The organism is Paenibacillus sp. FSL R10-2736 (assembly GCF_038000245.1).
GTDB classification, from domain to species: domain Bacteria; phylum Bacillota; class Bacilli; order Paenibacillales; family Paenibacillaceae; genus Paenibacillus_AQ; species Paenibacillus_AQ phytohabitans.
This window is the reverse complement of sequence record NZ_JBBOBN010000001.1, coordinates 5,618,567-5,643,377: the sequence shown is the minus strand read 5'-3', so window position 1 is coordinate 5,643,377 and position 24,811 is coordinate 5,618,567. Positions and strand designations below refer to the sequence as shown.

Below are 24,811 nucleotides of genomic sequence, written 5' to 3'. Positions count from 1 at the left end.
GATGAAGTTCATCGGATAATAGGGGGAGGTAACCTCTTGAAAGTAGGAATAATGGGAGGAACCTTCGATCCTCTGCATATCGGCCATATGATGGCCGCGGAAACCGCGCGGGAGAGCTACGGTCTGCAGGAGGTCTGGTTTATGCCTTCGCATATTCCGCCTCATAAGCACGAGGCCGGAGCGAGCGGCGAGGACAGGCTGTCCATGGTGCAGGAAGCGGTTAAGGACCATCCTGCTTTTGGCATTCTCGACTGGGAAGTGGTCAGAGGCGGAGTGTCCTATACCCTGGAAACGGTGATCAGCCTGCAGGAGGAGTATCCGCAGCATGAGTTCTTTTTCATTGTCGGAGCGGATATGGTTCAGTATTTGCCCAAATGGCAGGGGATTGAGGAACTGGTGCAGAGGTTGACCTTCATCGGTGTCGGGCGTCCCGGGACTCCGCTTGATCTTGGGCTGCTGCCCGGTTTCATTGCGGAGCGGGTAGTGCTGGCGGATATGCCGCTGGTGGACCTCTCCTCCACAATGCTCAGAGCCCGGGCTGCCGAAGGGAAATCCATCCGCTATATGGTGCCGGACGCTGTGTTTGATTATGTTCAAAGGAGTGGATTGTATGGGGTACAGCCGCGAAGCGCTGATTGAAGCGGTCTCTGACCAGATGCCGGACAAACGCTGGAAGCATACACTCGGCGTAATGGAATCCTCTGTGAAGCTGGCGCAGCGTTATGGCGCTGATCCTGAACGGGCCGAGACAGCGGCAATTCTGCATGATGTCGCCAAGTACTGGCCTGTAGAGCGGATGCGGGAGATCATTGAACAGAACGGGTTATCCACCGAGCTTTTGAAATACGACAAGCAGCTATGGCATGCTGAGGTGGGCGCTTTTGCCGCTGAGCATGATTATGGAATTACGGATATTGAGGTACTGGATGCCATCCGCTACCACACCTCGGGACGGGAGAACATGAGCCTGCTGGAAAAAATCGTCTGTCTGGCCGATTATATTGAGCCTGGACGGGATTTCCCCGGTGTGGATGAGATACGCAGGCTGGCTAAGGTCAGCCTGGAGGAAGGGCTGGTAGCGGGACTGGATTCTACCATCAGCCTGCTGCTGGAGAAGCGCCGGATCGTGTTCCCGCTTACGGTGCTGGCGCGCAACGATTTAGTAAGAATACTGGAGGATAAAATATGAGTGTACAATCAAACAAACTTCTGGAGCTGGCGCTAAACGCCGTTCAGGACAAAAAAGCAATGAACGTGGTGGCACTGGACCTGCGCAGCGTGTCACCGATCAGTGATTATTTCATTATCTGCCACGGTAATTCGGATACCCAGGTGCAAGCGATTGCTACTGAGGTTCGCAAGGTAGTTCATGAAGCCGGAGGAATGATCAAAGGCATCGAAGGTATGGACGCAGCCCGCTGGGTACTGATGGATCTTGGGGATGTTATCGTCCATGTCTTCCACCGCGATGAACGCGAATATTACAACATCGAGCGTCTGTGGTCTGATGCCAAGGTTGTGGAAACGGTATGAGTCTGATAGCTGGAACTACGGTTACGCTTGAAGTGATGCGGGAGGTATCCCCTTACGGGTACTTCCTGAGCGCCGGTGACCAGGATATCATGCTTCACTACACCGAGCTGGTCGGCAGCAAGCCGAAGATCGGTGACAAGGTTGAAGTGTTCATCTTCTTCGATACCGAGGACCGTCCTGCAGCTACAATGAAGAAGCCTTACCTGACGCTGGGTGAAATGGCGCTGCTTGAAGTGGCCGATATTCATCCGCGTCTGGGCTGCTTCCTGGAGATGGGGCTTGGACGCCAGCTGCTCCTGCCTATCGGCGAGCTTCCGGAGCTGGTGGAGCTGCGTCCGCAGATTGGTGACAAGGTATTCGCCATTATGGAGCATGACAAGCAGGGGCGTCTTCGGGCCAAGCTGGCCGGAGAGCAGGAGCTGGCGCCGCTGGCATTGCCTGCACCTGAATCATGGCAGGGCCAGACTGTAACTGCGCGGGTATACAAACCTCTGCAGATGGGGACCTTTGTGCTTGTAGATGCTGGTGTACTCGGCTTCGGCATCATTGGTATGGTTCATTCCTCTGAGCGCAGCCGGCTCTTGCGTCTGGGTGAAGTGATTGAAGCACGGGTAGCGCATATCCGTGAGGATGGCCGCGTCAACCTCAGCATGGGCCACCGCAAGGAAGTGGGCCGTGATGTGGATTCAGCGGCACTGCTGGATTTCCTGGCTACCCGTCCGGGCGGCGGCATGCCGTATTCGGATGCAACGCCTCCGGATATTATCAAGCAGCGCTTCGGCATCAGCAAGTCAGCCTTCAAGCGTGCGCTGGGCAAGCTGATGAAGGAAGGGCTGGTTACCCAAAAAGAGAACTGGACCTATCTGGCCGGCAAGGAAGAGGCCGATTCGGAGCCTGAATCTGACAACCAATAGTTTATAGAAAGCGGTGTACGCAGTGTCCTCCTATGGGAAATTTGCTTATGTATACGATGAGCTGATGGCGGATATGCCGTATCCGGATTGGCTGACCTTCGCAGAGACAGCATGGAGTAAATACGGCAAGCCGCGTACAGTAGCCGAACTCGGCTGCGGTACCGGCAGCCTAACCATTCCGCTGGCCGCGGCAGGTTATCATATGACGGGGATTGATCTCTCTTCGGATATGCTGGCTGTGGCTCAGCGCAAGCTGGAGCAGCAGCCGCAGGGACGGCGCTTTTTGCGGGAAGGCAGTGTACGCTGGGTTAGACAGAATATGAAGGAATGGGAGATGCCGGAGCCTGTGGATTCGGTTATTTCCTTCTGCGATTGCCTCAATTACGTACTGGAGGAACAGGATGTCAAGGATGTATTTGCCTGTACCTATGCCGGACTTAAGCCGGGCGGAACCTTCCTGTTCGATGTACATCATCCGAATACGCTGACGCGCTACGAGGAAGAACAGCCCTTCGTGCAGGATGAGCCGAACGTATCGTATATCTGGACCTGTGAGCTCGATGTGCCGCGCCGTGAGATTGAGCATCACCTGTCCATCTTCGCCCGTGAAGAGGGCCGCCAGGATGTGTACCGGCGTTTTGAAGAGACGCATACCCAGCGCGCCTATGATCCGGACTGGATGAAGCAGGAGCTGCTGAAGGCCGGATTCAAGGACGTTAAGATCTATGCGGACTTCGAGTGGATCGAAGCTGACGATTCCGCCCAGCGGCTGTTTTATGTAGCTGTGAAATAAACGTTATGTATACAGTGGTCCTTACCCGTAAGAGGGTGGGGGCCTTTTTGTTGTTTCCGTATATTGTGATAAAAGGAACCGGCCCGCAGCATCGTGCGGGCCGGCATCTTCCAATGTGCTTACCTGTGTTCGAACAAATCGATGGTGCCGAGTACAATATGCGCCAGACCAAATCCAAGAATGCCTGTTGCAGCCATTTTATATCTGCTGCCTAAAAAAGCTGCGCTGGAAGCAGTTACTACGGTTCCAAGAACGGCGGGTATCAACCCTTCACGCATTCGAAACACTCCCTCACGGTAGTTTGAAAGACATTCGTTAGTGTGGGTTACGGAGGGGACAATTATACGGGGAGTTCCTTACCCGGCCGGGAAACTGCATTTGTTATGAAAAAAAGACCATCCTCCGCCCGGGAGGATAGTCTTGCTGATTGCAAAGCCGGTCAGTCTATGGCCCCCGCCGTTGTCACAGGGCGGGAGGGATCGTCCACCTCATGCACATTATAGAGCACACGTGCCAGCAGATCCTGGCTGTAATTGCCGAAATGCTTGCCGTAAATGGTCAAGCCGCGTTTGTTGACCGGCTTGTCGGTGACGGCAATGCGGAAGGTCAGCTCGCTTTTGTAATCCAGCTTGATATCGTCAAGGGTGATGTCCGAGATGCGGCAGCCGTCAATGAAGCTTCCTTCATTGTTGATCCGGATCAGCTTCAGCATGCCGTACTGGTTAAGATGAGGCGGCCACCAGTCGGGATTGAAGGTACCGCGGGCATCTCCGAAGTCGCCGGGGCTGGTCCAGAAACCGATTTCGATTCCATTCACATAGAAGTACAGGTCTGAAGGATAGTTGTCGTTGAATCCGGGAGCCTCAGAGCCAATCTCCATGGAGAATTGAATCTCACGGAAGGTCTGGTTGGCTTTGAGATAGTTCGGAATCCGGTATTCCAGGAAACCTTCGGCCATCCAGATAATCTCGGAATCAATCCGCTGGGGATCGGCGAAATAACGCGGCTCGTCGAAGTCACCGATAATGCTGTCTTTGGTGGCCAGTCCGCAGGTAGGGACCGCCTGATAATTGCTGTAATGGCCAACCTGGATTTCGACCTCGTACAGATTGTCGACATCCTTGCTGCGCAGATCCACCATCAGCTTATCCTTATTCAGATAGCAGACCTTCTGGATACCATGCTTGCCTACCGAGGTGTTGATCTCGATCAGGCCGCTCTCCTCCAGCTTCTTGATATGCATCGTAATTGCACCATTGCTGAGTTTAAGCTTCTTGGCAATTTCATTCAGGTTCAGCGCCTGGTTGGTGGCCAGCAGCTCGAGAATCTGAATCCGGATCTCGGAGCTGAGCGCCTTGAAAATATCAATCCCGCTCATCAGATCTTTAATGTAAATCATATTTAGGATACCTTCTTCCAGTGAGGTCGTTTAGAACAAACTATTTTATAAAATTATAAACCATTTGAGTTAAAAAGGAAAGATTTCTTCCTTTATTTGTAGTTTATAATTAAAAATCAGCTAAATATGATTTGAAATATACCTTTTCTTTATATTTATTCAAATGAATTAAGCGGTTTTATTACAAAAAACGAGGTTATATTTCAGAAAACGCGCCATTTATTGATTTTCGTTTGTATATATATAAATAGATTTATACTTTTATGTTTACAGAGGTCTTTATATATGTTATTTTATACCTGTAAGCGAATACATTCAAATATTTTTTAATTGATTAACTAATATGTGAAATGGAAGGGTGATCACATTGTCGTCGGGTACACTAAGAGCAACGCTTATCGCCGATAAGTCATTTGTCATTGCCGAAGTAGATAAGCGGATCTACGGCTCATTCATAGAACATCTGGGACGGGCGGTCTACGGCGGAATCTACGAACCGGGGCATCCCACAGCAGGAACCCTCGGCTTCAGAGGCGACGTGAAATCACTGGTTAAGGAGCTTAATGTACCCATCATCCGTTATCCCGGGGGCAATTTTGTATCCGGATACAATTGGGAGGATGGTGTAGGTCCAATTGAGCAGCGCCCGAGACGCCTTGAACTGGCCTGGAGGACGGTCGAGCCTAATGAGGTTGGTACCAACGAATTCATGAACTGGGCTAAGGAAGTAGGCTCAGAGGTTATGATGGCAGTCAATCTCGGAACACGCGGAGTGGATGCGGCGCGTAATCTGCTGGAATATTGCAATCATCCCGGAGGAACATACTGGAGTGATCTGCGGCGGAGTCACGGGGTGGAGCAGCCTCATAAGATTAAGACCTGGTGTCTGGGCAATGAAATGGACGGACCCTGGCAGATCGGCCAGAAGACGGCTGTGGAGTACGGACGTCTGGCTTACGAGACAGGTAAGGCGATGCGCCTGATAGACCCGGACATTGAGCTTGTCTCCTGCGGAAGCTCCAGTTCGGCAATGCCGACCTTCCCTGAATGGGAAGCGGTTACTCTGGAGCATACCTACGATGTAGCCGATTATGTGTCACTGCATCAATATTACGGTAACCGGGATAATGATTCGGCGAACTTCCTGGCACGCAGTATGGATCTGGAGCATTTCATCCGTACGGTTACAGCTACCTGTGACTATATCAAGGCCAAGAAACGCAGCAAGAAGACGATGTATCTCAGCTTCGATGAATGGAATGTCTGGTACCACTCGAACGAATCGGATACGAAGATTGATCCCTGGACTATCGGCCCGCCGCAGCTTGAGGATCATTACAACTTCGAGGATGCCCTGCTGGTCGGCAGTATGCTGATTACGTTCCTGAGACATGCAGACCGGGTGAAGATGGCTTGTCTTGCCCAGCTTGTCAATGTAATTGCACCAATAATGACGGAAGCAGGCGGTGCTGCCTGGAAGCAGACGATTTTCTATCCCTATCTGCATGCTTCCAAATACGGCCGCGGGGTTTCCCTTCAGCCGATTGTGAATTCACCGAAATACGATGCACAGGATTACACCGATGTTCCTTATCTGGACAGCGCGATTGTACATAATGAGGAGCAGGATGAGCTGACTATTTTTGCGGTGAACCGTCATTTGGAGGAAAGCCTGCATCTGAAAGCCGATGTCCGGGGCTTCGAGGGATATACGCTGATTGAGCATATTGTCCTGAAACATGATGATCTGAAAGCGGTGAATACGCCGTCAGAACAGAAGGTACAGCCGGAACTGGCTGCCGGTACGGTATGCAAGGACGGTTACGTGGAGACGCTTCTGTCCAAGGCATCCTGGAATGTCATTCGTCTGGGCAAGAGGAACTGACACATGTACATGGAATCAGAACGATAACGAGTACATTGTTTGCAAAAACATTTTTGTAGATGATTTGCTAAATTTTATTTACTTAGGAGGAGAAAGTGTTGAACAAAAAGTGGGGTTTTTCAGCATTGGCACTTGTTCTATCATTATCTACAGTATTGGCGGGCTGCGGGAAGGACGATAAAAATACGATAACGTTCTGGACGCCGCTTACCGGGGATGACGGTGCCTACATGGATCAACTGGTTAAAGATTACAATGCAACCAATCCGGAAATGAAAGTGAAACATGTCATTACCGCAGATATGTATACAAAGATTTCGACAGTGCTTAACTCCGGCAAGGGCGTGCCTGATTTGTCGATTATTCACGCCGACCGTGTTCCTGGATATGTTAAGCAGGGGCAGCTTGAGCCGATGACAGCCGTAACCACAGCACAACCCGAAATTAAGCAGGAAAATTACCTGCCTCAGGCATGGTCAACAGGTACGATTGAGGGAACTCAATATACAGTTCCACTCGATATTCACAGTAATGTGATGTACTACAATAAAGATCTGCTCGCCAAATACGGTGCAGAATCGTTCCTTGATGACAACGTGGTAACTATTGATGAAATGCTCTCCCTACAGGGTAAATTGAATGAAGGCGATTATGTTGTCAATGATGCCTTGCTCGGCTGGGTCATTCTTGCACAGATTCAAAACCTCGGCGGGGACATTCAGGAGAACGGCAAACCTGCGGTAAATACGCCGGTTATGAAGCAAGCCTTTGAAGAGGTTAAGAAAATCAACGATGCCGGACTGATGACACCATTCGGTGAAGACGGCTACCTGATGTTCCAATCCGGCAACGTGTTATTCTCCACTGACGGTACCTGGAGCTCTACGGCACATGCCGGAGTGGAAGGCCTGAACTTTGGAGTAACTAACGTATACTCCCCTACACCTGACAAGTTCACGAACAGATCGTCTTCCCACTTGTTCGCTATGCTGAAGAATAAAGACAGATCCGAAGAGAAAGTAGCCGGAATCGGCAGTTTCCTTGAGTTCATCCGTGCGAATTCTATGGAATGGGCCAAAGCCGGACAAACCGTAGCAAGTAAACAAGTTATTGAGAACCCTGAATATCAAGACTATATCCAATCCTTCTTCACCTCCAGTGAAAAAGAAATTGAATCCCTCTATATCTACACTTATGAGTACTATCCATACATTGCAGAAGCCGTTGATACGTACTGCGGAGACATCGTCCGCGGCAACGTGGACATCGACGAAACCCTGCAAACCATGCAGAAATTCGTAGAGGACAAAATCGCCGAAGGAACAAGCGGCGCGGCGCAGTAAACGGAGCGGAATAGATTGTATGGAGCAATGTGCCGGTAATGGCACATTGCTTTATGCCAAAGGAGAAAAGATTGCCTATGAAAAAGAAATTAAATTTGGCGCCTGTTTTCTTTGTAGGTCCACATGTCATCTTGTTCGTTGTTTTTATTTTACTGCCGACAATCTACGGGATATATGCATCGTTTACCAAATGGAATCTGATGAATGAGCCTGTCTGGGTGGGTCTTGCCAATTACAAGACCATTCTTTTTGACAACAGCTCTACATTTCATACGCAGTTCAACAACGGTTTGAAGAACACCCTGGTCTTCGTCGTGCTTAGTGTACCGCTGTTAATTGTGATTCCATTGCTGATTGCGGTTGCGCTTGAGCATAAGAAAGTGAAGGGGAAAAGCTTGATTCAGGCTATTCTGTATATCCCGGGTCTGATTTCCATCTCTGCGGGAGCCCTGATCTGGCTGCTGCTCTTCAACAAACAGCTCGGGATGGCCGGCAATGTGTTCGGTTCCAATGTCGCCTGGCCAACGCACCAGCCGTATGCCTGGATTCTGATTATTATCATCACGATCTGGGGCGGTGTCGGAGGCAACATGATTATTTACCGTGCTTCGATCAGCGGCGTATCCCAGGATTTATATGAATCGGCAGAAATGGACGGCGCGGGTCCGATCCGCAGATTTGCGAGCATCACCCTGCCTTCGATTCGTTTCCCGCTCATCTTTACCTTTGTTATGACTACTGCGGGTGCCTTCAACGTATTTGGCCAGCCGCTAATGATGACTGATGGCGGACCGCGACAGACTACACATGTGCTGATGATGTATATCCGTCAGCTCGCGTTCGGCAACGGGGAGTCCATTGCGGGAATGGCGTCAGCAATGGCAGTGCTGCTGGGATTGGTGATTTTGATTATTTCAGCCCTGCAATATTATGTGATGAACCGGAACGCAGCGTAGGTATTTCTAAGACATGGGATCTGGCAGTGGAAATTGAAAAGGCAGGTGTACCGTATGGCAAACCAAGTGGCTGGACAATTGGATAAAGGTCCGCTTGTAAGCGGACAGAACGGTTCAAAAAGAAAAGGTTCGGGCTTCAGCATTTCAAAATATATCTCGTATCTCTTTTTGATCATATTGTGTGTGATGTGGATCGTCCCTATAATCTTCGGAATTACAACCTCTTTCCGGTCGCAGACCGAAGTTGTGACCTCCGGGTTCCGGTTGTTTCCGAAAGAATGGATATTCGATAACTATGTAAAGATTTTGGAGAATACTTCTACGGCTCCAATCTTGCGTTGGCTAGTGAACTCATTGTTCATTGCGTCCATGCATACCCTATTGGTCGTTGTTGTTATTTCCATTACCGGTTACGGCTACTCTCGAATGAAATTTAAAGGAAGAGATACGCTGTTCTTTACCCTCCTCGGTATATCCTTTTTCCCGGGTGTTGTGAACCTGATTCCTTCCTATAAAATCATCGATGCCTTAGGCTGGGTGAACACCTCCTGGGCCATGATTATCCCCGGGCTTGCGGGCATGGGTAATCTCTTTTTGGTAAGGCAGTTTATGAACGGCATTCCGAAAGAGCTCGATGAATCGGCCCATGTGGACGGTGCGGGCCACTTCCGAATTTATTTCTCGATCATTGTGCCGCTGATTAAACCGATTCTGATCGTATGCGCGCTGTTCTCCTTTACAGGATCATGGAATGACTTCCTGTGGCCAGTTATCGTATTTACCGATGTAGACAAAATGCCGGTCACGGCCGGGCTGCTGCTGTTGCAGGATATCTACGGGAACTACCGTATGATCGGGCAATTGATGGGTTCGGCAATCTTAGCGATAATCCCGACGTTGGTGCTATTCCTGTTTGCCCAGAAATACTTTGTGCAATCGATTAATTTGAACTCTGGGATTAAGGGCTAAATACAAAAATATTCTCTAAGGAGAGAGAAACTATGACTGCAAAGCTGGTTATCAACGCAGATCTGCCTAAAAACGTCATCAACAAAAATATTTACGGGCATTTCGCCGAGCATTTGGGCAGATGTATCTATGAAGGCCTGTGGGTAGGCGAGGATTCGCCAATACCGAATACGGACGGTATCCGTAATGATGTTATTGCAGCGCTCAAAAAGCTGAACATTCCGGTGCTGCGCTGGCCGGGCGGCTGTTTTGCCGATGAATATCACTGGAAAGACGGAATCGGCCCCAAGGAAGGACGCAAGCGGATGGTCAACACCCATTGGGGCGGTGTAGTAGAAAACAACCATTTTGGCACCCATGAATTCTTCCGGTTGTGCGAGCTGCTGGAATGTGAGCCGTACATTTGCGGCAACGTAGGCAGCGGCACAGTCCAGGAGATGTCAGAATGGGTGGAGTATATGACCTTTGACGGCGAATCACCTATGGCGGCCTGGCGGCAGGAGAACGGCCGTGAACAACCATGGAAGCTTAAATATTTCGGTGTCGGCAACGAGAACTGGGGCTGCGGGGGAAATATGCGTCCTGAATACTACGCGGACCTGTACCGCCGTTATCAGACATATACCCGGAACTACGGGGATAACCGGCTCTACAAGATTGCCGGTGGAGCGAACGTGGATGATTACAACTGGACTGAAGTTCTGATGAGAGAAGCCGGCCGGTTCATGGACGGGCTAAGCCTTCATTCCTACACCATCCCCGGCAGCTGGGAAGAGAAACGCCAGTCGCTCGGTTTCGATGAAGCCGAATGGTTCGAAACGATGCAGAAATCACTTCATATGAACGAGCTCATTACCCGGCATTCAGCCATTATGGATAAGTATGATCCACAGAAGCGGGTAGGATTGATTATAGATGAATGGGGTACATGGTTCCTGAACGAGCCCGGAACCAATCCGGGATTCCTGTATCAGCAGAACACACTCAGAGATGCGCTCGTGGCAGGCATTCATCTGAATATTTTCCACAATCACAGCGACCGGGTGCAAATGACCAATATTGCTCAAATGGTCAATGTGCTGCAGGCACTGATCCTGACCGAAGGCGACCAAATGTTGCTTACACCTACATATCACGTGTTTGATATGTATAAGGTGCATCAGGATAATGAGCTGCTGGAGGTCTCTTTACAGAGTCCGGATTACAACTTCGGCGGGGTCACAATTCCGCAGCTGAGCGTCTCTGCATCCCGTGATGGAGAAGGCAAGGTCTATGTCTCCCTGTGTAACATCAGCCATGAAGCGGCAGCCAGTCTTAGCCTCGACATTTGCGGTATCACACTAAGCAGTGTAAGCGGACAGATTCTGACACATGGCGAGCTCGGTGCGCACAATACATTTAACAATCCGGATACTGTAGCGCCGGCTGCCTTCGAAGGCGTGTCTTTAAACGATGGAACTTTGGACTGCGAGCTTCCGCCGGCCTCAGTAGTCGTTATTACACTGGAATAAGACTCTATGCCCGAGATTCCGCACATGAACCGCAGGGGAGGCTGCAAGAGCTGCCATAGCAACTTCGTCAGCCCGGAAAAGTGGAACGGCTGATTGAAATTGCCACCCGGGTAAGACCGCTTGCAACGGAGGAACAATACAAGACACACCGGCTTCAGGATTCGCTGTGCCCTTATCCACCGCTTCGTAGTGGAACTGAGGCCCGCGGACTGATGACGGCAAATCCTCCTCCTTCCCCGGTACATTCGGTATGCTCAGGTCTGAGTTACACAGCCGTTTAATACTTCTGAACAGACCAAAGGAGAAACCATGATGAGTACAAATAGAGAGTACAATAATCCGCTTGTAGAGCAGAGGGCGGACCCATGGGTGTACAAACATACAGACGGCTATTACTATTTCACGGCTTCCGTACCGGAGTATGACCGGATTGAAGTACGCAGAGCTGCAACAATTGAAGGGCTGAGAGAAGCAATACCAGTCGTAGCCTGGCGCAAATATGAGAGTGGCCCGCTCAGTGCCAATATCTGGGCTCCCGAAATCCATTATATCGATGGCAAATGGTATATTTATTTCGCTGCCGCCCGGACCACCGAAACGAAGGAAGGGCTGTTCGACCACCGCATGTTCGTGCTGGAGAATGCTTCGGCGAACCCGCTGCAAGGGGAATGGGTGGAGAAAGGCCAGATGAGGACTGCCTGGGAATCCTTCGCCCTGGATGCCACATCGTTCGAGCACAAGGGAGTGCGATACTATGTATGGGCGCAAAAGGACCCCGCTATCGAAGGGAATTCCAACCTGTATATCTCGGCCATGGCTAACGGCTGGACGTTAACAGGTCCGCAGACGATGATCGCCACGCCGGAGTATCCGTGGGAGATTATTGGCTTCCGGGTGAATGAAGGCGCAGCTGTTCTGAAGCGTAACGGCAAAATCTTCATGAGCTTCTCGGCCAGCGCGACTGACTATAATTACTGCATGGGCCTGATCACGGCGGATGAGGACAGCGATCTGCTGGACGCGGACTCCTGGACCAAACATCCTGAGCCGGTCTTCAAGACCAGTGAGGAGAACGGGCAATACGGCCCGGGGCACAACAGCTTCACAGTGGATGAGAACGGTGAGGATGTGCTGATCTACCATGCCCGCAACTATAAGGAGATTACCGGAGATCCGCTGTACGATCCGAACCGCCACACCCGGGCCCAGCGCCTGCACTGGAATGAAGACGGCACACCGGATTTCGGTATCCCGGTGAAGGACGGCGGGAAATAAAGGGCGGGTTCATATAAACCCGCTGCCGTAATGGCAAAGGAATGGCCTGCTAATCTGCTAATATGCAAAGAGTCTTGCAACCCTTATAGGGGAGCGGGACTCTTTGTGCTGTGCAGGAAATCTCGATGAAACCCGCTGTTGATCTCACTCATAGAACAGCAGGCGCTTCGCATAGACGTTGCGGAATTAGGTGGGGCTCGTCGAAGTAACGCGGCTCGTTGAAGTCACTTCAGATAGCAGACCTTCTGGATGCCGCGCCTGCCTACCGAGGTGTTGATCTCGATCAGGCCGCTCGCCTCCATTCTTCCTGGGAGGTCGTTTAGAAAAAAACCATTTTATATAATTATAAACTAATTTAGCTTAAAAGGAGGAAAACATCCCTTTATTTGGATGTTGTAATTGAAATTAAGCTAAATATGAGTTATATATCAATTTTTTTATGTTTTATCAAATTAATAAAGATGTTTTGTTACAAAAAATGAGTAAATTTTAAGAGGATATACCTTTTGTCGGTTTTACTTTGAATATGTATGAATAAGTTTATATCTTTATGTTTACAGAGATGTTTATATATGTTATTTTATACTTGTAAGCGAATACATTTGAATGTTTTCTAATTATTTCACAATTATATGAAACGGTTGGTGATGATATGACTTCTGGTGCATTAAGGGCAACGCTGATTGTAGACAAATCCTTTGTAATCGCTGAAGTGGATAAGCGGATCTACGGCTCATTCATAGAACATCTGGGGCGGGCGGTCTACGGCGGAATATACGAGCCCGGACATCCCACTTCAGGCGCTTCCGGCTTCAGAGACGATGTGAAATCACTGGTGAAGGAACTGGATGTGCCAATTATCCGATATCCCGGAGGGAATTTTGTATCCGGTTACAATTGGGAGGATGGTGTAGGTCCGGTTGAACAGCGTCCCAGACGTCTTGAACTGGCCTGGAGGACGGTCGAGCCTAATGAGGTAGGTACCAATGAATTCATGAATTGGGCCAGAGAAGCGGGTTCAGAGGTCATGATGGCAGTCAATCTCGGAACACGCGGAGTAGATGCAGCGCGTAACCTGCTGGAATATTGCAATCATCCCGGAGGAACGTACTGGAGTGATCTGCGGAGAAGCCACGGGGCACTGCAGGCCCATAAGATCAAGACCTGGTGTCTGGGCAATGAAATGGATGGACCCTGGCAGATCGGCCAGAAGACGGCTGTGGAATATGGACGGCTGGCTTATGAGACAGGTAAGGCCATGCGCCTGGTAGATCCGGACATTGAGCTTGTCTCCTGCGGAAGCTCCAGCTCGGCGATGCCGACTTTTCCTGAATGGGAAGCAGTTACTCTGGATCATACCTACGACGTAGCCGATTATGTGTCACTGCATCAATATTACGGCAACCGTGATAACGATTCGGCGAACTTCCTGGCACGCAGCATGGACCTGGAGCATTTCATCAAGACGGTTACAGCTACCTGTGACTATATCAAGGCCAAGAAACGCAGCAAGAAGACGGTATCTCAGCTTCGATGAATGGAATGTCTGGTACCACTCGAACGAATCGGATACGAAGATTGATCCCTGGACTATCGGCCCGCCGCAGCTTGAGGATCATTACAACTTCGAGGATGCCCTGCTGGTCGGCAGTATGCTGATTACGTTCCTGAGACATGCAGACCGGGTGAAGATGGCTTGTCTTGCCCAGCTTGTCAATGTAATTGCACCAATAATGACGGAAGCAGGCGGTGCTGCCTGGAAGCAGACGATTTTCTATCCCTATCTGCATGCTTCCAAATACGGCCGCGGGGTTTCCCTTCAGCCGATTGTCAATTCTCCGAAATACGATGCACAGGATTACACCGATGTTCCTTATCTGGACAGCGCGATTGTACATAATGAGGAGCAGGGGGAGCTGACTATTTTTGCGGTGAACCGTCATTTGGAGGAAGGCCTGCATTTGAAAGCCGATATCCGGGGCTTCGAGGGGTATACCCTGCTTGAGCATATCGTTCTGAAGCATGATGACCTGAAAGCTGTGAATACGCCCGCAGAACAGAAGGTACAGCCGGTGCAGGCTGCCGGTACCGTATGCAAGGATGGATACGTAGACACACTTCTCTCCAAAGCTTCGTGGAACGTAATCCGGCTGAAGAAAAGTGCAGGCTTGTGAGCCGGACTGTAAAAGCAGTTCTTATATAACTGATATTTGTACACAAATAAGGGAGGTTTAAGGATGAAGAAGAAGGGGTTTCTCGCATTAATGGTAGTGGCTATGGTAGTATTCCTGGCGGGCTGTGGAGGATCATCGAAGGAAGAGGGCGGTGAAAGTTCGGTACTTAATGCCGGGGCCGGCGAGAGTGCGACTGAGCTCTCCTACTGGACATTCGTTGAATTACACGGCCAGCATTTTGAGAAAATGCTAGAGAAATGGAATGCGGCCAATCCTGATCGTCAGATCAAGCTGAATGTTACAGTAATGCCTTATGACGATATGCACAACAAGTTATCGATTGCCGTGCAGACAGGCGTAGGCGCACCGGATATTGCCGATATTGAATTGGGTAAATTTCCTGACTTCCTGGCCGGAACACCACAGCTGGAACCGCTTAATGATGTAGCTGAGCCTTTCAAGGGTACAGTTGTGCAATCCCAGCTGGATTTGTACAGCAAAGAAGGAAATATCTACGGCCTGTCTACTCACGTAGGGGCAACCGTTGCCTTTTATAACACAGAAATTCTCGAACAGGCAGGAGTCGACTATAAGACGATCGTAACCTGGGATGACTTCAAGAAAGCCGGCATGCAAGTGTACGAAAAAACCGGCAAATACATGGGTACCGCTGACACAAGCGCTATCTGGCAAGAGTCGCTCCTTCTGGCACAGCAAGGCGCTGACCTCACCGATGAAGCAGGCAATCCAAAGGTGAATTCACCGGAGCTGGTGAAAGCCCTTACCATGCTCAAGGATCTGCAGGAGAACAATGTAATCTCCACCATCGCCGGAGGGCAGCCGGATACAGAAGAAGCTTATGGTGAATACAACTCCGGTAACTATGCAGCAGCCTTCATGCCGCTATGGCAAATGTCGAGATACACCAACTACATGGCGGACTTGCAGGGCAAGATTGCCATTGCTCCGCTTCCGGTGTTTGAGAAAGGAATGCCAAGATCGTATGGCGGCGGCGGAACCGGTACTGTCGTAACCAAAACAGCCAAAGATGTGCAGCTGGCTAAAGACTTCATTGCTTATGCGAAGCTTTCCCTGGATGCCAATATCGAAATCTGGAACACTCTCGGCTTTGACCCGATCAACATGAGCGTATGGGATATGAAAGATGTGACTCATAATCCTGAGAATCAGTTCGTGAAGTATTTTGTCAACAACCCGTTTGATGTATTGAATGAAATTAAAGACGAAATCCAGCTGATCAAATCCACATCGGCTTCACCGACAATCAATAATGTTCTTTGCACAGTTACCCTAAATGAAATCTTCGAGGACGGCAAGGATGTACAGAAGGCGCTCGATGACGCACAGGCACAAATTGAACAAGAGTTGAAATAACCGGATAGTTAAACTGGGAGAGCTACTCTGCGGGCAGAGTAGCTCTATTTAAAAATATAAGAATTTATATGTTTCACACCTTAATTTATCCTTCTATTTCTCGCTGAAACGATACCGTCCTTATGAGGACAGCAAAGCCGTTTCCACTTGAACTAAGGCACTATCCAAGTTCCACCATGAAAGGAGTAGAGCAATGTTTAAAAACTTTCTGTACTCGCAAAAGGTCGCTCCTTACGTGTTCGTGCTGCCCTTTGTGCTGGTGTTCCTCATTTTTTGGGTATATCCCCTGCTTAGCTCGTTCGGTATGAGTTTTCAAAAGGTAACGCTCGGCCAGGAGGCGCAGTGGGTAGGAATCGACAATTATACTAAGCTGATGAGTGACACGATCTTCTTCAAAGCCGTCCGCAACAGCGGCGTATATATGATCCTGACCCTGCTTATTCTCATTCCTTTTCCAATGCTGTTCGCGGTCCTGATCAACAATAAATTTATGTGGGGACGGGAATTCTTCAAATCCTCCTTCTTCTTTCCGGCACTGACCTCGGTGGTTGTAGCCGGTACGATCTTCAGATTAATGTTCGGTGAAATGGAGGGCTCCTTGATCAACAGCCTTCTGGGCGTATTCGGCGTAGAGCCGGTTAAATTCCTGAAGGGGCAGGTCACTGGATTTATCGCCCTGGTCGCCTTGGCCAGCTGGAGATGGATGGGGGTCAATATGCTGTACTTCCTGTCCGGCCTGAAGAATATTCCGGATGATTATTATGAAGCGGCATCGATTGACGGAGCGTCAGCCTTTCAGAAATTCACAAGAATCACTATGCCTCTGTTGAAGCCTACAACCATATATGTATTGACGATCAGTATTTACGCCGGTCTGGCCATGTTCATTGAGAGCATGATGTTATGGAACGGCAATAACTCCCCGAAGAATATCGGCCTTACCATTGTCGGGTATCTGTACCGGCAGGGAATTGAAAAGAACAATCTTGGATATGCGGCTGCGGTTGGCATTGTACTGCTCTTGATTACCATGGTGATCAACCTGACACAACTGGCCTTTAGCGGCATGTTTAAGAAGGAGGATTAAGATGAAAAAAGAAACTGCAGTCAAAATCATCCTCTTTGCCTTCTTTACGGTGGTATGCATACTGATCCTGATCCCCTTCTATGCGGTGACGATTGCCTCCTTCAAGCCGGGTGAAGATCTGATCCGATATGGGCTGAATCTGAAGTTCGACCTTTCGGTAATGAATTTCGATAACTTCGTGTACCTGTTTACAGGCGATCATGCCTACTTTACATGGTTCTTTAATTCGGTACTGCTTACGCTGGTGCAGGTAACGTTGACCTTGCTGGTAAGCGCCACAGTGGCTTATGGTTTCTCGGCATATGAATTCAGAGGGAAGAACTTCCTTTTTATATGTGTGCTTCTTATTATGATGGTTCCGTTTGAGATTCTGCTGCTGCCTCTGTATACCTTGACCAATAATATGGGGCTGATGAACAGCTATTCCGCAATTATTCTGCCGGGGGTAGCCGGTGCAGCGACGATTTTCTTCTTCAGACAATATTTAAGCGGAATTCCCAAGGAAATTATCGCGGCCGGCAGAGTGGACGGGGCCAGTGAATACGGGATTTATCTGCGCCTGATTCTGCCTATCATGAAGCCTTCATTCGCCGCAATGGCGATTCTGAACGGTATGAACAGCTGGAACAACTTCCTCTGGCCGTTCATGGTGCTTAGCAGCGAGCACAAATATACCCTGCCAATCGGACTCAAGACACTCCTGACTCCGTATGGCAACAACTATGATCTGCTTATTGTCGGCTCGTTCTTCTCCATTCTGCCGATTCTGGCCTTATTCCTGGCCTTCCAAAAGTATTTCATCGACGGGATGACCGCCGGAGCGGTAAAAGGGTAAAGCCTGCCTGTATTATTCTTAGATAGATTCATAAGTAAAAAGCTCAGACCAAAGGAGAAACCATGATGAGTACAAATAGAGAGTACAATAATCCGCTTGTAGAGCAGAGGGCGGACCCATGGGTGTACAAACATACAGACGGCTATTACTATTTCACCGCTTCCGTACCGGAATATGACCGGATTGAAGTGCGCAGAGCCGCAACAATTGAAGGGCTAAGAGAAGCTGCACCCGTCGTAGCCTGGCGCAAATATGAGAGTGGCCCGCTCAGTGCCAATATCTGGGCTCCCGAAATCCATTATATCGATGGCAAATGGTATATTTATTTCGCTGCCGCCCGGACCACCGAAACGAAGGAAGGGCTGTTCGACCACCGCATGTTCGTGCTGGAGAATGCTTCGGCGAACCCGCTGGAAGGGGAATGGGTAGAGAAAGGCCAGATGAAGACTGCCTGGGAATCCTTCGCCCTGGATGCCACTTCGTTCGAGCACAAGGGAGTGCGGTACTATGTATGGGCGCAAAAACACCCCGATATCGACGGGAATTCCAACCTGTATATCTCGGCCATGGCTAACGGCTGGACGTTAACAGGTCCGCAGACGATGATCGCCACGCCGGAGTATCCGTGGGAGATTATCGGCTTTCGGGTGAATGAGGGCGCAGCAGTGCTTAAGCGGGGCGGCAAGATCTTCATGAGCTTCTCGGCCAGCGCGACCGACTACAATTACTGCATGGGCCTGCTCACGGCGGATGAGGACAGCGATCTGCTGGACGCGGACTCCTGGACCAAACATCCTGAGCCGGTCTTCAAGACCAGTGAGGAGAACGGGCAATACGGCCCGGGGCACAACAGCTTCACGGTTGATGAGAATGGTGAGGATGTGCTGATCTACCATGCCCGCAACTATAAGGAGATTACCGGAGACCCGCTGTACGATCCGAACCGCCACACCCGGGCCCAGCGCCTGCACTGGAGTGAAGACGGCACACCGGATTTCGGCGTGCCGGTGAAGGACGGCGGGAAGTAACGGACCGGTTCCCGTCCCGGAGCCGCAATGGCAGATGACTGGCCTGCGGATGCAGAAAGTTCTGCTATATAGAGTGAACTTAAGTTCAGCTTATGTAGACACAAAAATCCCGCAACCCTGATAGGGGAGCGGGATTTTTTGCGTCTTGCTTTTAGTTGATGGGTTATAACTGTATTTAGTACAACTAAAGTCACCAGTTATTGCGCGGTAAGTATTATAGTTGTATTCTCTGCAACTATATTGACCTTTGTGCCGCATAGGAGCACTTTTCTATACTTTTAGTTGTACAGAATACAATTAAGAGGCCGAATTTGCTTAGGGGCCGTCTTTTAAGTGTACGGAATACAACTATCGGTGAGAGTAGCTACTCTTAAGATATTCTTGATAACCTGACGTTTGTGTGAGTGCTCTGAGTGGTCTATTGAATTCATGCGAGATCATGCACAAAATACAACATTTTCCTCACAATATCGGCCTTAAACCAAGATTGTTGTATGAAATACAGCATTTCTCCTCCCTCAGGCGGTTTAGCCGGATAATTCTTGTATTTCGTACAACATTCCTCCCGAACAGCCGGATATATAGGGGGCCAGGAAGCTCTGTGCCGCGAATTGTGGATTGAACACAGAACACCGAACACCGAACATAGGAAGCTCACTCCACTCCTGCTGCCCGGCGCGGCACTTCGGATACAATAGTGTATTTCTAATGTTTCTTGCCATCTATAGGAACCGTTATGGTTTTGTTATAAGTTTTAATGTAGTGGTATCCATCCAGCAGCAGGAGCTGCGGCGCCTCCTTCGTATTGAACGAATACGTCCGCTCCCACAGGATGTTGCCGTTCTTCAAGTCCCACGGACGGGACTGGGATATAGAAGCAACGGGAATTGTGGATTCTCCGGCTTGAACAGCTAAAGTCTCCGTGTCGAGGAAGGTGAACTGCTTCCCGGCGATCACGATATCATAGCCGGTACCGGTCTGGGTAACACTGCGGATCCAGAGCTTCTCCTCGCCAAGCAGAATGGAGCGGTCAGAGGGTGCGGACAGGGAGACAGGCTGTTCTGTTTTCTCATATCCGGTGAAATTATCGAGTACCAGTTCAACACTTTGCAGCTTGTCTGTCGGGAGCACATCGTATTCGATTTCGAATTCCGTGAGTCCCGTTTTGCCGGAACGTGCCGAACGCATGGACCAGTAATTCACTTCGATCCCGTTCACATAGAGCTTGGTTACAGCCGGAAATCTCGGAGTTTCCCCGTCTTCCAGTTCATAATGCCCCTTCACAAGGGTTGAGGTCGGAGAAGCTGTAATAGAATCATAGTGGACCGTTCCCTGATCAACCGGAACAGCTTGGGATATATCCGCTGTGAGCAGGCTTTTCATGGCTTGGTTCGCTTCAAATTTGAAGGAGACAGGATAGTGTGCCACTGTCCCATTCTCCAGCCACTCGCTGAAGGTAACGGTCAATGTTCTGGAGAAGGGGCTGGCCGGCTCAAATTTGTATACTCCCTCGAAACGGGTACCGTCTTTGCTGCCGCCGCTCCCCCCCAGGGGATCTGAATCCGTCAGGAACCCTTCCAGTTTATCTACTCCGTAACGGAGAGAATAGTTGCCGGCAGGGAAGTCGCCAGTATATACACTGCCTGAAGCCGGATCAATGCTGTAATACATCGTCAGGGCGTTGTCGTCCGCAATCACCCCGTTAATGGTAATAACCGTTCCGTCATCTAACGTTTTGCTTTTATGGACGCTTTGACCGTATCCGTGGTCCGCCAATTCAGTGAAGGCCATGGTATCCAGCTCGCTTTTACTAAACAGCTTCCCGCCGTAATAAGCAAATGCAGGATATTGATAGATGCCCACCGTCAGAATAAAGGCTGCAGCTGCTGAGGCAACCCAGGTTCTCACTCTACTCCGGGTTCTTGTCTTCACAGGAACACGCTCAAGCGCTGTACGAAGTCTGCCCTCAAGTTCTGATGGGGTCATGATCTGCTGATGCTCCTGTAATCTCTCCTCGATCGTTCTCATAACGGTCACCTCCGATCATGGCTTTTAGTTTCTGTATGCCCTGCGAGATCCTTGATTTGATCGTCCCGACCGGCGAATCGGTCATCTCGGCAATCGTCTGATAGGGAAGATCATGAACATAGCGGAGTTCAATCGCTTCCCGCTGCCGCGGGTTCAGGTGAGCAAGCAGCGCCGACATGTCCAGCTCAGACTCCGTATAGTGGTAGGGGTTATCTGCAGTCCATGCGGCAAGTGAAGGCTCCCGGTCGTCTTCACCGTCCAGAGGAAGATAACGCTCCTGCTTGCGGAGGACGGTCTTGCAGCGGTTCACGAGTATCGTTTTGCTCCAGCTGTAGAAGGCCTCCCTTTTGTTCAACTGCTCCAGCTTCTCGTAAAGCGTAACAATCATATCTTCCATGACATCCATGGCATCGTGCTCATTGCCCATATAGCTGTAGGCAAGCCGGTAATAAGCGTCCTGTTCAGCTAAAATTAATTGTAATAAGGCTTCTTTGTTACCCCGCTGGGCTTGTCTCACAAGACGGCTTACATTCATGTTCTCACCTCTTTCATAGATAAGAGTCCGCAGAGGTTCTAAAAGTTCATTATGCACAAAAAAATCTCCACAGCCTGTTCTCGGGGGAATGAGTAGCCCCTGGGAAGCCGCGGAGGAATTAGTATGATGAGCTTTCTTAATTCATTCATAGAACAGCAGACGTTTGGCATAAGCGTTGCGGAAGTCGGTGGGGGTGAGGCCGACGATCTTTTTGAACGATTTCATGAAATTATGGCAATCCTTATAGCCGAGCTGCAGCGAGACTTCACTGACATTCTGGTTGGTGTCGGCCAGCAGGAATTTCGCCAGCTCCATCTTCTGCTGCAGAATATATTGCTTCAGGGAGATCCCGGAGATCACGGTGAACAGATGGGAGAGATATTTCTCATTGTAGCCGAAGTAGGCGGCGATTTGCGATACCTTGATGTGTTCACTGCGGCTCCACTTGATGTAGTCCACAATATCGTTATAGAGCTGCTCCTGCTTCGTCTTTTTGAGCGGGTCAGCATCGGCATTGCAGGTCTGGTTGTACAGCTCGCATAGAATCACAGTAGCCATGTAGTTGTTGAGTGTAGTCTGATTGTAGCCCCGCACCGAATCCTGCAGCTGCTTCATCATTACGATGATTTTCTCCAGGCTCCGGAGGGTTCCGTACTGGGGCAATAGAATCCGGTTATCTTCCTTGTCATAGGTGCGCGGGGAGAGATCGGTAACCTGAATCCCGCTTGTGGAATGAAAGTGCAGCCAGTAGAAACTGCATTCAGAGGACTTGTACCCGTATTGCTTGGTGAGCGGGGGGAGGAGCAGATACTCTCCTTTGGAGACCACGAATTGCTGGTTGTCACCGGCCAGGTAGAGTACCCCTTCGGTCATAACGATAAGCTCATAATCCTGCAAAATCCTGCTCAGATGGACCCATTCTGCAGAGGGGGCGACAAACTTGCCGGTAATCTCCAGATTCACTGGTTTATCCACAATCAGCTCGAAGGCAGTCATTTGCATGTCCCCTTTTTTCTGACTTTAGTACACTTCTTCTAACCTTTATTATTCCTTAATCCCGGCATGAAGTAAAGCGCTTCCCAAATAAAAAGTTTAGGTAATGACTAACCTTTTTACACATATTCGAACATTAAACTATTTATCCGAATTTGAAATAAGGGTAAGCTGTAGATAAGACAAACAGACAAACTTAACCGATATTCAGGCAAAGGAGATGAGGCTAAAAGCTTGTGAAATATGGCATTTACGCTACGAATAGAGAGGCGAAAATTTTTTAGAGTCTAATGTAAGCGTATACATTTTTTGTGCGGGCCAAAAGCCGGAAACAAATTGGATCAGAAATGTGTGAGGAAAAATCCGGAAAAACAGAAGCGGTTTCGGTTAATTTTAACAAATGTTGAAATATATCTCGCTTGACCATAGAGGCGGACAGAAAAAGGGAGGATACAAAATGAAGAAGTTACTAACGGGTATGCTCGCGCTTATGCTCGGTGCGGCGGCGTTATCGGGATGCTCCGGCGGCAACAATACAAATACAGATACAGATGCTGCCGGTGGCGGAGATACGGGCAAGAAGGTAAAGCTTACGGCAATTATGACCAAACATCCGCTGACCCAGGAATTCTCCAAAATGCAATGGCTGCAGGAGGCCGAGGAACGCGCGGGCGTTGAAATTGAGTGGCAGGAGGTCACGGCGGACTGGGATCAGAAAAAAGGTACACTGCTTGCCAGCGGCGATATTCCTGACCTGATTGTAGGCGTAAATTCCATTACGGATGCCGATTTCTCGCAGTTCCCGGGCCTCTTCGAGGATATGACCGGACTGATCAAGGATTACGGCCCTAACGTACAGGCGATGTTCGATGCCAAACCGGAGACCAAAGTGATTGCCACACAGCTGGACGGCAAAATCTACGGCCTGCCCAAATACCAGAGATTCTGGCCGGAAACAACGACACGCCAGTTCATCAACCAGAAGTGGCTGGACAATCTCGGCCTGCAGATGCCGACCAACTGGGATGAGCTGTTCGATGTGCTGAAAGCATTCAAGGATGAGGATGCCAACGGAAACGGCGATAAGAATGACGAAATTCCGATGGATTTTGCCCCTACAGGAACTGTGGCGTTCGGAGCCTTTATGCCGACCGTGCTGATGGGCAGCGAAGGGATCACGCTGACGGATAACAGCGGACTGGGTTATTTCGTCGAAGACGGCAAGGTGAAGAACTTCTTCACGGATGAGCGTTACAAAACGCTGGTTGCGTTCCTGAACAAATGCTTCAGCGCCGGACTGATCAATCCTGAAGTGTTCACCCAGGACTATACCAAATACCAGTCCGTTGCCCGCGGCAATGGCGAGACGGCAGCCGTCGGCTTCACCTGGGGCTGGGAGGTCACGGACAGAGTCGGTAATACGCTGGCTCCGCAGTATACCTCGATGTCCCCGCTCAAAGTATCGGCTGATTCAACCAGCAAGATTTCCTGGAGCTATGATTACAACTCCCTGAACTATGGAGTGAATGCGGTACAAATGTCGGCCAAATCTAAACACAAGGAAGCGGCCATGAAGTTCATCAATGAATTGTATGATCCTACTGTAAGTATGCAGGTGCTGTTCGGCTCCCTCGGGACGAATATCGGTGACAATGGAGACGGCAGTTATAGTATCTTGCCTCCTACGGATGCAGCGATGGACCCTGGTACCTGGAAATGGACCTCCTCCTGGGCCGATAACGGAGCTATGTATATTGCCGATTCCCTTAAGCTGACGCTGGGTACCGATATGCAGTCTGTCGGCAGCCAGACCGAGCCTCTCAAAGCAGCGCTGGACGGGATCAACAAGGATACGGATGTGCTGCCAAGCATGTTCATCAAGTACAGCGCGGCGGATAACAACACGATGAGCTTGAATAACACCGGTATGATGTCACTCGCCCTGTCGAAATGGTCGCAATGGATTACCAAGGGCGGCATTGATGCCGAGTGGGACGACTATGTGAAGAATATCGGGAAGACCGGTGTGGACAAGAATATTGAGATCATCCAGAAATATTACGACGATTACAAAAAGAATCAGTAAGCGCAGATAAGCACCGTAAGTGCTATAAGAGAAACCGGGACCGGAAGAAGCGTCAGCGGGGTACAGGGCTGA

The 24,811-nt window shown here is 49.7% G+C and carries 21 protein-coding genes and 1 pseudogene; 17 read left to right on the top strand and 5 right to left on the bottom strand.

The features are described 5' to 3' along the window. Nucleotides 1-36 precede the first annotated feature (36 nt). Genes NSQ73_RS24070 through NSQ73_RS24050 form a run of 5 tightly spaced genes read left to right on the top strand, consistent with a single transcriptional unit; the run spans nt 37 to nt 3,240 of the window. Nucleotides 37-639: a nicotinate-nucleotide adenylyltransferase gene (locus tag NSQ73_RS24070; protein WP_042134817.1), complete on the top strand. Its 603-nt coding sequence runs from the start codon at nt 37-39 to the stop codon at nt 637-639. Next, nucleotides 611-1,189 (top strand): bis(5'-nucleosyl)-tetraphosphatase (symmetrical) YqeK, encoded by a 579-nt coding sequence (gene yqeK, locus NSQ73_RS24065; protein ID WP_042134819.1) that lies wholly within the window; start codon nt 611-613, stop codon nt 1,187-1,189. Before NSQ73_RS24070 ends, yqeK begins: the two co-directional genes overlap by 29 nt. Continuing rightward, nucleotides 1,186-1,533: a ribosome silencing factor gene (gene rsfS, locus NSQ73_RS24060; RefSeq protein ID WP_039308297.1), complete on the top strand. Its 348-nt coding sequence runs from the start codon at nt 1,186-1,188 to the stop codon at nt 1,531-1,533. Before yqeK ends, rsfS begins: the two co-directional genes overlap by 4 nt. Next, nucleotides 1,530-2,447 carry a CvfB family protein gene (locus NSQ73_RS24055; protein WP_039308300.1) on the top strand — a complete coding sequence of 306 codons (918 nt, stop codon included), beginning with the start codon at nt 1,530-1,532 and terminating at the stop codon, nt 2,445-2,447. Before rsfS ends, NSQ73_RS24055 begins: the two co-directional genes overlap by 4 nt. Before the next feature lie 22 nt (nt 2,448-2,469). Then, nucleotides 2,470-3,240, top strand: coding sequence for a class I SAM-dependent DNA methyltransferase (locus tag NSQ73_RS24050; protein ID WP_042134823.1), 771 nt, complete (start codon nt 2,470-2,472; stop codon nt 3,238-3,240). A 119-nt stretch (nt 3,241-3,359) separates the two neighbouring features. Here NSQ73_RS24050 and NSQ73_RS24045 read toward each other — a convergent pair whose 3' ends face one another. Together NSQ73_RS24045 and NSQ73_RS24040 are read right to left on the bottom strand one after the other, a co-directional pair. Beyond that, nucleotides 3,360-3,518, bottom strand: a complete 159-nt coding sequence (locus NSQ73_RS24045; protein ID WP_019912516.1) for a hypothetical protein — start codon at nt 3,516-3,518, stop codon at nt 3,360-3,362. 161 nt (nt 3,519-3,679) lie between these two features. Beyond that, entirely contained in the window at nt 3,680-4,639 is a 960-nt protein-coding gene (locus tag NSQ73_RS24040) for an ArsR/SmtB family transcription factor (protein ID WP_042134824.1), read from the bottom strand. A gap of 367 nt (nt 4,640-5,006) precedes the next feature. Here NSQ73_RS24040 and arfA (NSQ73_RS24035) point away from each other — a divergent pair, with 367 nt between their 5' ends. The 11 genes and pseudogenes from arfA (NSQ73_RS24035) to NSQ73_RS23985 all read left to right on the top strand — a co-directional run bounded on the left by arfA (NSQ73_RS24035) (nt 5,007) and on the right by NSQ73_RS23985 (nt 19,097). After that, nucleotides 5,007-6,524: an arabinosylfuranosidase ArfA gene (gene arfA / locus NSQ73_RS24035; protein ID WP_340988460.1), complete on the top strand. Its 1,518-nt coding sequence runs from the start codon at nt 5,007-5,009 to the stop codon at nt 6,522-6,524. Between the two features lie 95 nt (nt 6,525-6,619). Then, on the top strand, nt 6,620-7,867 hold the full coding sequence (locus tag NSQ73_RS24030; protein ID WP_340947409.1) for an extracellular solute-binding protein: 1,248 nt from the start codon (nt 6,620-6,622) through the stop codon (nt 7,865-7,867). A 77-nt stretch (nt 7,868-7,944) separates the two neighbouring features. Then, nucleotides 7,945-8,823: a carbohydrate ABC transporter permease gene (locus NSQ73_RS24025; RefSeq protein ID WP_171718997.1), complete on the top strand. Its 879-nt coding sequence runs from the start codon at nt 7,945-7,947 to the stop codon at nt 8,821-8,823. Between the two features lie 54 nt (nt 8,824-8,877). Beyond that, a complete protein-coding gene (locus tag NSQ73_RS24020) occupies nt 8,878-9,792 on the top strand; it encodes a carbohydrate ABC transporter permease (RefSeq protein WP_340947408.1) in 915 nt (304 codons plus the stop codon). A gap of 32 nt (nt 9,793-9,824) precedes the next feature. Beyond that, nucleotides 9,825-11,303 (top strand): alpha-N-arabinofuranosidase, encoded by a 1,479-nt coding sequence (locus NSQ73_RS24015; RefSeq protein WP_340988459.1) that lies wholly within the window; start codon nt 9,825-9,827, stop codon nt 11,301-11,303. 312 nt (nt 11,304-11,615) lie between these two features. Next, nucleotides 11,616-12,578 (top strand): glycoside hydrolase family 43 protein, encoded by a 963-nt coding sequence (locus NSQ73_RS24010; RefSeq protein ID WP_340989387.1) that lies wholly within the window; start codon nt 11,616-11,618, stop codon nt 12,576-12,578. A gap of 652 nt (nt 12,579-13,230) precedes the next feature. Continuing rightward, nucleotides 13,231-14,752: pseudogene (gene arfA / locus NSQ73_RS24005) on the top strand (arabinosylfuranosidase ArfA). A gap of 63 nt (nt 14,753-14,815) precedes the next feature. Beyond that, a complete protein-coding gene (locus tag NSQ73_RS24000; protein WP_340988458.1) occupies nt 14,816-16,147 on the top strand; it encodes an ABC transporter substrate-binding protein in 1,332 nt (443 codons plus the stop codon). 193 nt (nt 16,148-16,340) lie between these two features. Beyond that, on the top strand, nt 16,341-17,234 hold the full coding sequence (locus NSQ73_RS23995; protein ID WP_039310521.1) for a carbohydrate ABC transporter permease: 894 nt from the start codon (nt 16,341-16,343) through the stop codon (nt 17,232-17,234). A gap of 1 nt (nt 17,235) precedes the next feature. Beyond that, on the top strand, nt 17,236-18,069 hold the full coding sequence (locus NSQ73_RS23990; protein ID WP_340988457.1) for a carbohydrate ABC transporter permease: 834 nt from the start codon (nt 17,236-17,238) through the stop codon (nt 18,067-18,069). Nucleotides 18,070-18,134: 65 nt separating this feature from the next. Beyond that, nucleotides 18,135-19,097 carry a glycoside hydrolase family 43 protein gene (locus NSQ73_RS23985; RefSeq protein WP_340989386.1) on the top strand — a complete coding sequence of 321 codons (963 nt, stop codon included), beginning with the start codon at nt 18,135-18,137 and terminating at the stop codon, nt 19,095-19,097. Nucleotides 19,098-19,802: 705 nt separating this feature from the next. Here NSQ73_RS23985 and NSQ73_RS23980 read toward each other — a convergent pair. The 3 genes from NSQ73_RS23980 to NSQ73_RS23970 form a co-directional block, all read right to left on the bottom strand. Further along, a complete protein-coding gene (locus NSQ73_RS23980; RefSeq protein ID WP_340988456.1) occupies nt 19,803-21,125 on the bottom strand; it encodes a DUF4179 domain-containing protein in 1,323 nt (440 codons plus the stop codon). Then, nucleotides 21,064-21,660 carry an RNA polymerase sigma factor gene (locus NSQ73_RS23975; RefSeq protein WP_340988455.1) on the bottom strand — a complete coding sequence of 199 codons (597 nt, stop codon included), beginning with the start codon at nt 21,658-21,660 and terminating at the stop codon, nt 21,064-21,066. The genes NSQ73_RS23980 and NSQ73_RS23975 overlap by 62 nt, the downstream gene beginning before the upstream one ends. 141 nt (nt 21,661-21,801) lie before the next feature. Continuing rightward, nucleotides 21,802-22,656 (bottom strand): AraC family transcriptional regulator, encoded by an 855-nt coding sequence (locus tag NSQ73_RS23970; RefSeq protein WP_076242544.1) that lies wholly within the window; start codon nt 22,654-22,656, stop codon nt 21,802-21,804. Between the two features lie 454 nt (nt 22,657-23,110). Here NSQ73_RS23970 and NSQ73_RS23965 point away from each other — a divergent pair, with 454 nt between their 5' ends. After that, entirely contained in the window at nt 23,111-24,739 is a 1,629-nt protein-coding gene (locus tag NSQ73_RS23965) for an ABC transporter substrate-binding protein (RefSeq protein WP_340988454.1), read from the top strand. The last annotated feature ends 72 nt before the right edge of the window (nt 24,740-24,811 follow it).

Coding starts and splice junctions, on each gene's coding strand:
- NSQ73_RS23990 (WP_340988457.1), top strand. CDS start 17,236: ATGAAAAAAGAAACTGCAGTCAAAATCATCCTCTTTGCCTTCTTTACG.
- NSQ73_RS23995 (WP_039310521.1), top strand. CDS start 16,341: ATGTTTAAAAACTTTCTGTACTCGCAAAAGGTCGCTCCTTACGTGTTC.
- NSQ73_RS23975 (WP_340988455.1), bottom strand. CDS start 21,660: ATGAATGTAAGCCGTCTTGTGAGACAAGCCCAGCGGGGTAACAAAGAA.
- NSQ73_RS24055 (WP_039308300.1), top strand. CDS start 1,530: ATGAGTCTGATAGCTGGAACTACGGTTACGCTTGAAGTGATGCGGGAG.
- NSQ73_RS23985 (WP_340989386.1), top strand. CDS start 18,135: ATGAGTACAAATAGAGAGTACAATAATCCGCTTGTAGAGCAGAGGGCG.
- NSQ73_RS23970 (WP_076242544.1), bottom strand. CDS start 22,656: ATGACTGCCTTCGAGCTGATTGTGGATAAACCAGTGAATCTGGAGATT.
- yqeK (WP_042134819.1), top strand. CDS start 611: ATGGGGTACAGCCGCGAAGCGCTGATTGAAGCGGTCTCTGACCAGATG.
- NSQ73_RS24040 (WP_042134824.1), bottom strand. CDS start 4,639: ATGATTTACATTAAAGATCTGATGAGCGGGATTGATATTTTCAAGGCG.
- NSQ73_RS23980 (WP_340988456.1), bottom strand. CDS start 21,125: ATGAGAACGATCGAGGAGAGATTACAGGAGCATCAGCAGATCATGACC.
- NSQ73_RS23965 (WP_340988454.1), top strand. CDS start 23,111: ATGAAGAAGTTACTAACGGGTATGCTCGCGCTTATGCTCGGTGCGGCG.
- NSQ73_RS24020 (WP_340947408.1), top strand. CDS start 8,878: ATGGCAAACCAAGTGGCTGGACAATTGGATAAAGGTCCGCTTGTAAGC.
- NSQ73_RS24015 (WP_340988459.1), top strand. CDS start 9,825: ATGACTGCAAAGCTGGTTATCAACGCAGATCTGCCTAAAAACGTCATC.
- NSQ73_RS24010 (WP_340989387.1), top strand. CDS start 11,616: ATGAGTACAAATAGAGAGTACAATAATCCGCTTGTAGAGCAGAGGGCG.
- NSQ73_RS24000 (WP_340988458.1), top strand. CDS start 14,816: ATGAAGAAGAAGGGGTTTCTCGCATTAATGGTAGTGGCTATGGTAGTA.
- rsfS (WP_039308297.1), top strand. CDS start 1,186: ATGAGTGTACAATCAAACAAACTTCTGGAGCTGGCGCTAAACGCCGTT.
- NSQ73_RS24025 (WP_171718997.1), top strand. CDS start 7,945: ATGAAAAAGAAATTAAATTTGGCGCCTGTTTTCTTTGTAGGTCCACAT.
- NSQ73_RS24045 (WP_019912516.1), bottom strand. CDS start 3,518: ATGCGTGAAGGGTTGATACCCGCCGTTCTTGGAACCGTAGTAACTGCT.